Source organism: Afipia massiliensis (assembly GCF_001006325.2).
Lineage (GTDB): Bacteria > Pseudomonadota > Alphaproteobacteria > Rhizobiales > Xanthobacteraceae > Afipia > Afipia massiliensis_A.
Genome location: NZ_LBIA02000001.1, coordinates 3,982,675 through 3,994,929 on the forward strand (window position 1 = coordinate 3,982,675; position 12,255 = coordinate 3,994,929).

12 protein-coding genes are annotated in these 12,255 nt (G+C 62.6%); 1 reads left to right on the top strand and 11 read right to left on the bottom strand.

What is annotated here, in order from left to right; genetic code table 11:
* Positions 1 to 15: 15 nt before the first annotated feature.
* The 11 genes from surE to YH63_RS19225 all read right to left on the bottom strand — a co-directional run bounded on the left by surE (position 16) and on the right by YH63_RS19225 (position 11,803).
* Complete coding sequence (gene surE / locus YH63_RS19175) at positions 16 to 783, bottom strand: 5'/3'-nucleotidase SurE (protein ID WP_046829899.1); 768 nt, start codon at positions 781 to 783, stop codon at positions 16 to 18.
* A gap of 117 nt (positions 784 to 900) precedes the next feature.
* Positions 901 to 2,349, bottom strand: a complete 1,449-nt coding sequence (gene serS / locus YH63_RS19180; protein WP_046829900.1) for a serine--tRNA ligase — start codon at positions 2,347 to 2,349, stop codon at positions 901 to 903.
* A gap of 292 nt (positions 2,350 to 2,641) precedes the next feature.
* Positions 2,642 to 3,469, bottom strand: coding sequence for a twin-arginine translocase subunit TatC (tatC, locus tag YH63_RS19185; RefSeq protein ID WP_046829901.1), 828 nt, complete (start codon positions 3,467 to 3,469; stop codon positions 2,642 to 2,644).
* On the bottom strand, positions 3,466 to 3,873 hold the full coding sequence (tatB, locus tag YH63_RS19190) for a Sec-independent protein translocase protein TatB (RefSeq protein WP_046829902.1): 408 nt from the start codon (positions 3,871 to 3,873) through the stop codon (positions 3,466 to 3,468). Before tatB ends, tatC begins: the two co-directional genes overlap by 4 nt.
* A gap of 60 nt (positions 3,874 to 3,933) precedes the next feature.
* A complete protein-coding gene (locus tag YH63_RS19195; protein ID WP_046829903.1) occupies positions 3,934 to 4,170 on the bottom strand; it encodes a twin-arginine translocase TatA/TatE family subunit in 237 nt (78 codons plus the stop codon).
* A gap of 178 nt (positions 4,171 to 4,348) precedes the next feature.
* Positions 4,349 to 5,119: an SMC-Scp complex subunit ScpB gene (gene scpB, locus YH63_RS19200; RefSeq protein ID WP_170978719.1), complete on the bottom strand. Its 771-nt coding sequence runs from the start codon at positions 5,117 to 5,119 to the stop codon at positions 4,349 to 4,351.
* Between the two features lie 38 nt (positions 5,120 to 5,157).
* Positions 5,158 to 5,994, bottom strand: a complete 837-nt coding sequence (locus YH63_RS19205) for a segregation and condensation protein A (RefSeq protein WP_046829904.1) — start codon at positions 5,992 to 5,994, stop codon at positions 5,158 to 5,160.
* Positions 5,991 to 7,019, bottom strand: a complete 1,029-nt coding sequence (nagZ, locus tag YH63_RS19210; RefSeq protein ID WP_046829905.1) for a beta-N-acetylhexosaminidase — start codon at positions 7,017 to 7,019, stop codon at positions 5,991 to 5,993. The genes YH63_RS19205 and nagZ overlap by 4 nt, the downstream gene beginning before the upstream one ends.
* A gap of 127 nt (positions 7,020 to 7,146) precedes the next feature.
* Positions 7,147 to 8,646, bottom strand: a complete 1,500-nt coding sequence (locus tag YH63_RS19215) for an SPOR domain-containing protein (protein ID WP_046829906.1) — start codon at positions 8,644 to 8,646, stop codon at positions 7,147 to 7,149.
* Positions 8,647 to 8,751: 105 nt separating this feature from the next.
* Positions 8,752 to 10,545, bottom strand: a complete 1,794-nt coding sequence (gene argS, locus YH63_RS19220; protein ID WP_046829907.1) for an arginine--tRNA ligase — start codon at positions 10,543 to 10,545, stop codon at positions 8,752 to 8,754.
* Positions 10,546 to 10,594: 49 nt separating this feature from the next.
* Entirely contained in the window at positions 10,595 to 11,803 is a 1,209-nt protein-coding gene (locus tag YH63_RS19225) for a deoxyguanosinetriphosphate triphosphohydrolase (RefSeq protein ID WP_046829908.1), read from the bottom strand.
* A 97-nt stretch (positions 11,804 to 11,900) separates the two neighbouring features.
* Here YH63_RS19225 and erpA point away from each other — a divergent pair, with 97 nt between their 5' ends.
* Positions 11,901 to 12,251, top strand: coding sequence for an iron-sulfur cluster insertion protein ErpA (gene erpA / locus YH63_RS19230; protein WP_046829909.1), 351 nt, complete (start codon positions 11,901 to 11,903; stop codon positions 12,249 to 12,251).
* Positions 12,252 to 12,255 lie beyond the last annotated feature (4 nt).

Below are 12,255 nucleotides of genomic sequence, written 5' to 3' on the forward strand. Positions count from 1 at the left end.
CGGAGACGAAGTGCCCTATTTCAACACGCCCTTCAGCTTTTCCGAAAACGCGACATCGGTGCGGTCCAGCCGCAGCGGCGTGACCGATACGAACTTCGCGGCGAGTGCTGCGAGATCGGTCCCCTCCGCGGGCACTTCCAGCATCGCAAGCCGCTCGAAGCCGATCCAGTAATACGGATTGCCGCGCCCGTCCTGACGGCTGTCGATTTTCAGGAAACCCTGATTGCGCTTGCCTTGTCGCGTGACGGCAATGCCCTTCACCTCGTCCGGAAGACATGCGGGAAAATTGACGTTGACCACCGTGTCACGCGGCACGCCAAGTTTCATCACGTTGCGGATCACATCAGGACCGAATTTCAGCGCAGTGTCCCACAGCGGCTTGTTGCGCGTCTCCATGGAAAACTCCTGCGACAGCGCGAACGACGGCAGACCCAGGATGGTGCCTTCCAGCGCGCCGGCGATGGTGCCCGAATACACAACGTCTTCGGCGGCGTTGCGACCCTTGTTGACGCCGGACAGCACGAGGTCAGGCCCCTTGTCGCCGAGAATGTGACGCGATCCCATGATGACGCAATCGGTCGGCGTGCCGCGCACAGCAAAGTGACGCGGCCCGACTTCGCGCAACCGCAGCGGATCGTTCAGCGACAATGAATGCGACACGCCGGATTGATCGAGTTCGGGCGCAACAACCCAGACGTCGTCCGACAATTGCTTTGCAATCTCCTCAAGGACCTTGAGGCCCGGCGCGTGAATGCCGTCGTCGTTGGTGCAGAGAATTCGCATGGCTCGCCTTATGTTTCTTTTGTCGTCATGGCCGGACTTGTTCCGGCCATCCACGTCTTCATTTGCCTGGGTTAGAACAAGTCGTGGATGCCCGGGTCAAGCCCGGGCATGACGGTTTTAGATATCGCGTTCGATCACTTTGAGCCCGCCCATATACGGCTGCAACACATCCGGCACGGCAATCGAGCCGTCTTCCTGCTGATAGGTTTCCATCACGGCGATCAATGCGCGGCCGACCGCAGTGCCTGAGCCGTTTAGCGTATGCACGAAGCGCGGCTTGCCGTCGGGACCGCGCGAACGCGCGTCCATGCGCCGTGCCTGGAAATCGCCGCACACCGAACATGACGAGATTTCGCGGTACATGCCGCCCTCACCCTGTCCCGGCATCCATACTTCGATGTCGTAAGTCTTTTGTGACGCGAAGCCCATGTCGCCGGTGCACAGCGTCATGACGCGGTAATGCAGGTCGAGCTTTTTCAGAACCTCTTCGGCGCATGACAGCATGCGCTCGTGTTCGTTCTTCGACTCTTCCGGCGTGGTAATGGACACCAGTTCAACCTTGGTGAACTGATGCTGGCGGATCATGCCGCGCGTGTCGCGTCCCGCAGCGCCCGCTTCCGCGCGGAAGCACGGCGTCAGCGCGGTCAGCCGCATCGGCAATTCTTTTTCGTCGAGAATGGATTCGCGAACGAGATTGGTCAGAGGAACTTCGGCAGTGGGGATGAGCCAGTGGCGATCGACATTCTCATCCGTAACCGGGACAACCTCGGGATCTTTGGTCTCAAAGTTGATGGTGAACTTCGTTATTTTATCCATGACCGAAGGACCATGAAGCTTTATCGCCTTATCCGTCACTTCTAGAACATCGCGGATTTCTTGTTTACGAACATCATCCGTGTAGGTTTGAAATTGGTCATCTCGGAATTTGGGGAGTTGAGCCGTCCCATACATGGCCTGCGACCTGACCAAGAGCGGCGGATTCACCTCCGTGTAGCCGTGCTCGCCGGTGTGCAGATCGAGCATGAACTGGCCCATGGCGCGCTCCAGCCGCGCGAGGCCTTTCTTCAACACAACAAACCGCGCGCCGGACATTTTCGTCGCCGCCTCGAAGTCCATGAACTTCAGAGCTTCGCCGAGTTCGACATGCTCCTTCGGCTTGAACGCGTAATTGCGCTTCGCACCGAAGTGATGATGTTCGACATTGCCGTGCTCGTCGGCGCCGTCCGGCACTTCATCGAGCGGCAGATTCGGAATCTGCGCGAGTTCTGTCTTGAGGTCGTCTTCGAACTTCTTCACCGTCGCCTCAAGCTCGGGGAGTTTGGTCTTGAGCTCGCCGACTTCGGCCATCAGCGCGTCGGCGCGGGCAACGTCCTTGTACTTCTTGGCGTCGCCTATTTCTTTCGAGGCCGCGTTGCGGCGCGCCTGCGCCTGCTCCGACGCCAGAATGGCCGCGCGGCGCTTCTCGTCCAGCGCGATCAGCGATGCTGACAACGCGGCCGCCCCTCGGCGCTTGAGAGCCGCGTCGAACGCGTTCGGGTTGTCGCGAATCCATTTGATGTCGTGCATGAGAACTATCCTGCGTCATGGCCAGGTTTCCCGGCCATCCACGTATTTGCTGGTGGTTAGAACAAGTCGTGGATACCCGGGTCAAGCCCGGGCATGACGAATCGAGCGTGTGGCATCAATGATAGCTGAACAGACAGCGCAATATCGCTCGCTGAGGCCGTCATCCTGAGGTGCGAGCCGTCTTTGGCGAGCCTCGAAGGATGGCGATCAGCGGTGCATGTGGCCATCCTTCGAGGCGCGCAAGAAAGAGCGCGCACCTCAGGATGACGCCGGGAGTACCGGGGGTTAACCGCTACTCCGCCGGGGTCGTGGCCGGAGGTGTCGGCGGCGCGTCCGCCGGCGGCTGCGTCCCGGCGGCCTGCTTGGCCGCCCTCTTCTCCACAATGGCCACCGACAGGATCGAGCCCTCGTAGAGGATCAGCAACGGAATCGCCAACGACATCTGGCTGATGACGTCCGGCGGGGTCAGCACCGCGGCGATGACAAATGCCACCACGATGAAATAGCGCCGCTTCTCGCGGAGCTGCTTCGAGGTCAGGATTCCGATCCGGCCGAGCAGCGTCAGGATCACCGGCAACTGGAACGCGATGCCGAACGCGAAGATCAGCGACATCATCAGCGAGAGATACTCGCCGACTTTCGGCAGCAGCGCGATCTGCGCCGTCTCGTCGCCGCCCATCTGCTGCATGCCGAGCGAGAAGCGGATCAGCATCGGCAGCACGAGGAAATAGACCAGCAGCGTGCCGAGCGCGAAGAAGATCGGCGTCGCGATCAGGTACGGCAGGAACGCGCCGCGCTCGTGCTTGTAGAGGCCCGGCGCGACGAACATGTAGATCTGCGCGGCTATCACCGGAAACGAAATGAAGCCAGCGCCGAACATCGCGAGTTTCAACTGCGTCAGGAAGTATTCCAGCAGCGCGGTATAGATGAACTTGGAATTCTCCGGTCCCGCGACCCAGACGAACGGCCACACCAGCACGTTGTAGATCTGCTTGGCGAAGAAGAAGCAGAAGATAAACGCCAGCGCGAATGCGAGCAGCGCCTTGATCAGCCGCGAACGCAGCTCGATCAGGTGGTCCATCAAGGGCGCCTTGGTGGCTTCGATGTCTTCTGCACTCATGACGCTTTGGCGTCCGGTACGGCCGGCGTTGGGGGCTCAATGGCCGGCGCATGGGCCTCAGCCTCGGCGAACGTCGCGGCCGTCGGCGGCTCAGGCGTGGTCGGCGTCACCGGCGGGTCGATCTTCATGGCGTCCTCGACGTCCTTGTTGAGGGACGTCAGCAGATTGGTCGGTGACAGATCCTTGGCGGCGGCGGAGGCATCATCGAACGTCTTCTTGATGTCCGCCATTTCGGCTTCGCGCATCGCCTCGTTGAACTGGCCCTGGAATTCGGAGGCCATGCGGCGCGCCTTGCCCATCCACTGCCCGACCGTGCGCAGCACACCGGGCAACTCTTTCGGGCCGATGGCGATCAGCGCAACGACGCCGATGACGACCAGTTCACTCCACCCGATGTCGAACATGAAAAATTCCGCTCACGGGGCTTTGCCCCGTACTTCAATCAGGAAAAGCGCTTTCTGAAATCAGACCGCTTTGCTTCCGACATCGCTCCGCGAGGAGGTGGTAGCCTGCGGCGTGCTGTCGATGGTCTTGACCGGCTCGGGCTTCTCGGCCGGCTTCTCGTCATCGGCCATGCCCTTCTTGAAGGCCTTGATGCCCTGCGCGACGTCGCCCATCAGATCCGAAATCTTGCCACGGCCGAACAGCAGCAGGACGACGCCGATCACGACGATCCAGTGCCAGATACTAAACGAACCCATACTGCCATCCTCCAAACACGCGACCGGGTTTTCCGGTGATATCTAACCGGAAAGTAGGCCCCAGAGGTGTCAAAAACAAGGATTAACCCCGCGTCACGACTGCGCAAACCGGCGCATTGACACGAGAGTTAATGTTCACTCATAGCGGCCGCAATCCAGCCGCCCGCAGCGCCGAAACTCAGCTTTCTTCGCTCTTTTCCGGCTCCACGGCGGGCGCCAGAGCCAATTCGAGATCGCCGGGCTCGAGCGGCTCTTCATCCTCGCGCAGCGCCGGATCGTCCGACGGCGATGGAACTGCGAAGCCGCCCGGCAGCCGGGTATCCAGCAGGCCCGCGCCCTTCAACTCGTCGAGACCGGGCAGATCGCCAAGCGCTTCGAGGCTGAACTGCGAGAGGAAGGCTTCGGTGGTGCCGAAGGTCAGCGGCCGGCCCGGTGTCTTGCGACGGCCGCGCGGACGGATCCAGCCCGTTTCCAGCAGCACGTCCAGCGTGCCCTTCGACGTGACGACGCCGCGGATTTCCTCGATCTCGGCGCGCGTCACCGGCTGGTGATAGGCAATGATCGCCAGCATCTCGATCGCCGCACGCGACAGGCGGCGCGTCTCGACGCTTTCACGGGTCATCAGCCAGGCGAGATCACCGGCGGTACGGAAGGTCCACTTGCTGGCGACACGAACCAGATTGACGCCGCGCATGGCATAGTCGGCCTGCAACTGCGCCAGCGCGGCTTTGACGTCCACTCCTTCGGGCATGCGCTTGGCGAGCGATGGCTCATCGAGCGGCTCGGTCGAAGCAAACAGCAAGGCTTCGAGCAGACGCAGTTCCTCGGGACGCGCGACGGTATCGTTTGAAGATTCTTGCAAAGATTCCTGCGAAGACTCCAGCACGGAATCCTGCTCGACCGGAGCAACGTGCTGCGCCGCCACACTCGTTCTCGCCGGACTTGGCATGGCCCTGTCTCCTTCTTCCACTTACTCGACGTCTTCCACTAATCGGCTTGCACTTCCGACGCTGCATGAGCGTCGGAAGGCAAAAGCTCGACGTGCTTACGAAAATACAAAGGTGCGAACGCTTCTTTCTGGTGCAGATCCAGCGTGCCCTCGCGCACAAGCTCAAGCGCCGCGGCGAAACTCGACGCGAACACCGTCGCCCGTTGCGTCGGATCGACGACGTAGCGCATCAGATACTCATCAAGGTTCGCCCAGTCCTCGGACTCTGCCGAGCCAACCAGCCGTTCCAGCGACGCGCGCGCCTCGGACAGCGACCATACGGTCCGCTTGGTCAGATGCACCGTCGCCAGCACACGCTGCTGACGCTGCGTGGCGTAGGAGGTCAGAAGATCGTACAGCGTCGCGGTCCAGCGGGCATGCTTGACCTGGGCAATCGTTTCCGGCTGACCGCGCGGGAAAATATCGCGGCGCAACTGCGGCCGGGTCATCAGGCGGTTCGATGCCTCGCGAATTTGCTCCAACCTGCGCAGCCTGTTGGCCAGCGCGGTGGCGAGGTCCTCGGCGCTCGGTCCTTCAGCCTCGGGCGGCTCCGGCAGCAGCAGGCGGGACTTGAGATACGCCAGCCACGCCGCCATCACGAGATAGTCGGCGGCCAGTTCAAGCCGCAGCTTGCGCGCGGCCTCGATGAAAACGAGGTACTGATCGGCCAGCGCCAGAATGGAAATCTTGGCGAGATCGACCTTCTGCTGACGCGCAAGTGCCAGCAACAGGTCGAGCGGACCTTCGTAGCCCTCAACATCGACAACCAGCGCCGGCTCGTCATCAGCGTTGTCCGCCGGCAAACCTGTTTCGAAGGAAAGGATTTCCGCGCTCATGACGTCAGGCTCCCTGCCCGATCGATCAGCCGGTCGAGTTCGGCACGCGCCGCTCCACGGTCGAACGGCTGCGGGGTTCGGCGCGAGGCCAGAGCACAATCCGCGCGGGCCAAGGCCTCACCCGCGAGCATCGGCGTTTCGCCGGCGACCTGCCGCATCTCGTCGAGCTTGCCGTTGCAATGCAGGACGACGTCACAGCCCGCCGCGAAACTCGCGCGCGTCCGTTCCGCGATCGATCCCTGCAAGGCGTTCATGGACACGTCATCACTCATTAACAAACCCTGGAATCCAATGGTCCCGCGAATCACCTGTTCAATGATTGTCGCAGATGTCGTCGCAGGTTGGGCGGGGTCGAGGGCGCTAAACACAACATGCGCCGTCATGGCCATCGGCAGATCGGCAAGCGGCGCAAAGGCCGCAAAGTCGGTTTTGGCGAGTTCCGCCGCCGGGGTATCGACCGTCGGCAACTGAAAATGGCTGTCCGCTGTGGCCCTTCCGTGGCCGGGAATGTGCTTCAGGACCGGCAACACGCCGCCCTGCGCCAGCCCATCGGTCACCGCGCGAGCAATCGCGGCCACTTGGCCGGGGGTCGTGCCATAGGCCCGGTTGCCGATCACCGAGTCCGCTCCGGGAACCGGAACATCCGCCAGCGGCAGGCAATCCACAGTGATCCCGAGATCGGCCAGATCGGCGGCAATCAGCCGGGCCGACAGACGGGCGGCCTCAAGCCCGGCTTCGCGGTCGATTTCGTACAGCGCACTGAAGACCGCGCCGGGCGGATAGGACGGCCAATGGGGCGGCTGGAGCCGCTGAACCCGGCCACCTTCCTGATCGATCAGGACCGGCGCCTCGGGCTGACCGACGGCAGAGCGCATTTCCTCAACCAGTCGAATGACTCGGTCAGGAGTCTCGATATTGCGCTTGAAAAGAATAAAGCCCCACGGCCGCTGGTCGCGCAGAAATGCACGCTCATCGTCGGTCAAAGCGGTTCCGGAGACACCCGTGATGAATGCGCGCGCGGCCATAAGTCGGCGATTAGCCCGCGCGTGGCGCCAGGGTCAAGGAAACCCGGCGAATTCGCACGTGATTGTGGGTGTCATCCACAATCGCAACCGTTCTCAAAGGTTTGGCGGTACCGCCTAGTTCAAATTACTAGCGCCGCTGGACCACGCACTGCCCGCCGGCCGATTTGAGGTTCACGCAGAACTGCGTGGCCTCGTCGTTGGTCCCGAACGGCCCAACCATCGCGCGGTAGAACGTACCCTTGCCTTCGATATCGGCCTTATGGATCGACGCGGTTCGCGAGCCGAGAATGCCCGAATACTTGCTCTGGATAGCCTTGAAGGAGGCCTTCGCGTCCGCCTCGGACTTCTGCGAGGAGACCTGCACATAGGCCCCGCCGCCCGTGACCGCCGCAGGGTTTATCGCGGCAACCTTCGCTCGTGGCTCCGGAGGAGCCGCAGCGGGCTGCGCCTGCGGCGCGATCGAAACCGGCGCATTGGCCTGCGGCGCGCCGGTGGAGGCGGTGCTGGCTGGAGCCGGAGCGCGTTGCGGGGCCGGACCCTGCGCCCGCGCCGGGGTGGCCGCAGCGGATGAATCCGGCTGGTCCGGGCGAATACTCAGGGTACGGATTTTTCGCGGTTCCTCACCGCCGGTGAGCGTGCCGTTGCCGACGCCCGCGCCCGTCGGCCGGACGTTGGTTGACGCGCTGGCGACTGACGGCGGGTTCGCGTTCTGGGTCAGCGGCGGAAACACCACGCGCGGACCGGTCCTGGCGTTGACATCGACAGGCTGTTCTTCGCGGGACACCACGCGCTCGGCCGACTTGTCGCCGACGCGGTCGTAGATCTGTTTGCCTGAACTATCGATTCCGCCGGGCGGGATGATCTTGTTCGGTCCGGCGTCCGCCTTGATGACAGGAGGTTCGCCGCTGCGCGGCGAGCCGACGAAGGTCCGGTAAGCGAATGCCGCACCGGTGCCGACAACTGCAAGCAGGAGAACGACCACAACCGTCATGGTCCCGCCGCGACGCGACTTCGGCTCCTGTTCGTAATTCTCTTCGAAAGGCGGCCGGTCGTAGGCGCCGTCGCCATAATGCCCGTCCTGCGGAAACTGATCGTGGCCGGGATCATGATCCGGCCGGCCATAGAGGACGTCATCGTAACGATCACCGCTGGCCGCCTGACGGCCATGCGCCTGCAGTGGCAGCACTGGATCGTAGCCGGAGTGATCGAACTGCGGAGCCTGGCCGCCGTAGGCCGGATCGGTCTGAGGGCGCGCATAGCGCGGATCGTAATGATCCTCTTGGGGCTCCTCGTCGCGATAGGCCGGCTCCTGCCGGTAGGCCGGCTCCTGCGGTGCATGCCGGGACGCAGTCAGGTTTTGCATCCACGACGGACGGCTCGCAGGAACTTCCTCCTCGGCGGCGGGCTCGTAGGCGTCGTCGTACTGGTCGTGCTGAGCAGGCTGTGTCGGCTGCTGCGCCTGCCTTTGCGGATCGCCGGCAAAGCTCGAAAGCGGATCGGTCTGCCCGATCAGGCGAGCCAGTTCGGCCAACGGATCACTCGCGCCTTGCTGTGGGGCAATACGAGATTGATCCCGGGCGTAGTCGTCATCCGCCGGAAACGGTCTGTCGCGATATTGATCCGCCATTGCGATGTTGCATCCCCTTCGGGAAAGCGTCGCTCCCGTCATTCAAACGGAGCGGCCGCTATTCACACTGCCGCCACCCGTTCCCCGCGGCGGTCAAATCCCCAACTATCGCATCTCGTCTGGAGCATGGACGCCGAGTACGGCGAGGCCTGAAGCCAGAACCGAGACGACGCCCTGAACCAAGGCCAGTCGCGCGATTGTTATCTCTGCATCATTCTGGATAATGAAGCGTAAATAGGGCAAATCGCGACCCTTGGTCCAGAGCGCATGGAATTCGCTTGCGAGATCATACAGGTAAAACGCGATTCGGTGTGGCTCATGTGCGAGCGCCGCCGCTTCCACGATCCGCGGGTACAGCGCGATCTGCCGGATCAGGCTCAGTTCGACCGGATCGCTGAGACGCTCGATCTTCGCATCACGCAGGAAGGCGACGCGCGCGGCTGCCTCTTCTGGCAATGATGGAACCGTCTCGCGCGCATTCTTGAAAATCGAGTGCCCGCGCGCGTGCCCGTACTGCACGTAGAAAACCGCATTGTCCTTCGACTGCTCGATCACCTTGGCAAGGTCGAAATCGAGCACCGCATCGTTCTTGCGGAACAGCATCATGAAGCGCACGGCGTCGGAACCGACTTCGTCCACCACCTCGCGCAGCGTGACGAAATCGCCGGAGCGCTTCGACATCTTCACCGGCTCGCCGTTGCGCAGCAGCTTGACGAGCTGCACGATCTTCACGTCGAGCGCAGCCTTGCCGCCAGTGACGGCCTTGATCGCCGCCTGCACGCGCTTGATGTAGCCGCCGTGATCCGCGCCCCATACGTCAACCATGTTGAGGAAGCCGCGATCGACCTTGGTCTTGTGATAGGCGATGTCGGACGCAAAGTAGGTGTACGAGCCGTCCGACTTTTTCAGCGGACGATCGACGTCGTCGCCGAACGCGGTGGCGCGGAACAGCGTCTGTTCGCGATCTTCGTAATCCTCGACCGGCGCGCCCTTGGGCGGCGGCAGGCGACCTTCATAGACATCGCCCTTCGCACGCAGTCCGGCGATGGTGGCGCCGACGCGATCATTGCCGTTCTCGTTGAGCGAGCGTTCGGAGAAGAACACATCGTGCCGGATGTTGAGCGCAGCGAGATCGCCCTTGATCATGTCCATCATCATGGCGATGGCTTTTGCGCGCACCAGCGGCAGCCATTCTGCCTCGGATTGGTTCAGCAGCCTGTCGCCATGCTCCGCGGCCAGCGCCTTCCCAACCGGCACAAGATAATCGCCGGGATAAAGCCCTTCGGGAATGTCGCCGATGGCTTCGCCGAGCGCCTCGCGATAGCGCAGGAACGCCGAGCGCGCGAGCACATCGACCTGCGCGCCGGCGTCGTTGATGTAATATTCCTTCGCGACGTCATAGCCCGCGAACGACAACAGGCTCGCCAGCGCGTCGCCGAACACCGCGCCACGGCAATGGCCGACATGCATCGGCCCCGTCGGATTGGCAGAGACATACTCGACGTTGACCTTCTCGGCAGCACCGATCGCGCTGCGGCCATAGCCGCTGCCCTGCTCCAGCACCGTCCGCAACGCGCCGAACCACGCTGTCGTCTTCAAGGTCAGATTGATGAAGCCCGGTCCGGCGACATCGACGCTTTCAACGATCGGATCGGCGCGCAGCTTTTCCGCGATTTTGTCGGCAAGCTCGCGTGGCTTCGCCTTGGCGTCCTTGGCCAGAACCATCGCCGCGTTGGTCGCCATGTCGCCGTGGGTGGCGTCGCGCGGCGGCTCCACCACCACGCGCGTCAGGTCGATGCCCACAGGCAGGACGCCCTCGCTGCCGAGCGACGCGCATGCGGCATGCACGCGCGAAAGCACATCGGCGAACAAATGCTGGGGCTTGCTGGGCGAAGTCATTGGAGAATGTCCTGGTAAGCGCGCGAAATCGGCATATTCAGGCCGCCGCCTAACGTAAATCCGGGGTCAAGTCAAAAAGCCGCTGGTGCTCGATAATGGCGTATCTGTCGGTCATTCCGGCAATGAAATCGCCGATCCGGCGCGCCCGGCCGGCGTCGTCGTCCTCGCCGTCGTGCAGGAGCCATTCGGCGGGCAGATCGCCCGGTTCGGCCTGATAGCGTGCGAACAGATCGCGGACCACGGCCTCAGCGTCCCGCATCACGCTCATCACCCGTTCGTGGCGATACATTCGCGTTTTGAGAAAGGCCTTGATCGTCGCTTCGATTTTCTCGGCCTCAGTCGAGAAACTGACCAGCGTGGCGTCATGATTGCGCACATCGATCACGCTGCCGGGGTGCAGGGCCGTGAGCCGCTTGCGTGTTTCCGAGAACACATCCTCGATCAGATAAGAGATCAGTTCGCGCACCAGTTCGGCGCCGCGGCGGGTCTCATCGAGCACGGGATAGCGCGCCGTGATGACGGCGTTGATGTCGGCGATCAGCGGAATGGCTCCAAGATCATCGACGGTGAACAGCCCTGCCCGCAATCCGTCGTCAATGTCGTGCGCGTCATAGGCGATGTCATCCGCGACGGCGGCAACCTGCGCTTCCAGCGAGGCGTAGCTCCACAGTTCGAGATCGTGCCAGGCAACGTACTCCGAGATCCCGACCGGCACGCCGTGATCGCGATAACGGCCGACGGGCTCGCCGTTGCGATCGATCAACGGCCCGTTGTGCTTGACGATGCCCTCGAGCGATTCCCAGGTCAGATTGAGGCCGTCGAACTGCGGATAGCGCCGTTCCAGCAGTGTTACCACGCGCAGGCTCTGCGCGTTGTGATCGAAACCGCCGTGGCCCCGCAGGCACTCGTCGAGGGCACGCTCCCCGGCATGACCGAACGGCGGATGGCCAAGGTCATGGGCCAGCGCCAGCGTTTCCGTGAGATCCTCGTCGAGCCCGAGCTGCCGCGCCAGCGCGCGAGCGATCTGCGCCACCTCCAGCGTATGAGTCAGGCGGGTCCGGTAATGATCGCCTTCGTGGAACACGAAAACCTGGGTTTTGTGCTTCAGGCGGCGGAACGCGTTGGAATGGATGACGCGGTCACAATCGCGGCGGAAGTCGCTGCGGCGCAGGCTGGGCGGCTCGTTGAACCGCCTGCCGCGGCTTTGACCGGGATCGCAGCCATAGACCACGGGAGGGGCAGCCATTCCGACCGACATACGAATTATTCTACTTTCGATGTTTGATTCTGGCGTCCAGCGCACTTAACTATGACACACGGGGACATTCAAATACCCCCGATTTCGGAGACTCTTGATGACCGCCGTAGCGACCGAAACCGCCGCCAACGTTACGATTTCCGAGCGGGCTGCGAAGCGAATCGGCACGATCCTCAAATCCGAGGGTGAAGGCGCGATGCTGCGCATCAGCGTCGAAGGCGGCGGCTGCTCGGGTTTCCAGTACAAATTCGATGTCGAGCGCGCCAAGGCCGACGACGATCTGGTGATCGAGCGCGACAGCGCCGTGGTGCTGGTCGACCCGGCGTCCGTGCCGTTCCTGGCCGGATCGGAAGTCGACTTTGTCGATGATCTGATCGGCGCGTCGTTCCGTGTGGTCAATCCGAACGCCACCGCATCCTGCGGCTGCGGCACCAGCTTCTCGATCTAACCTC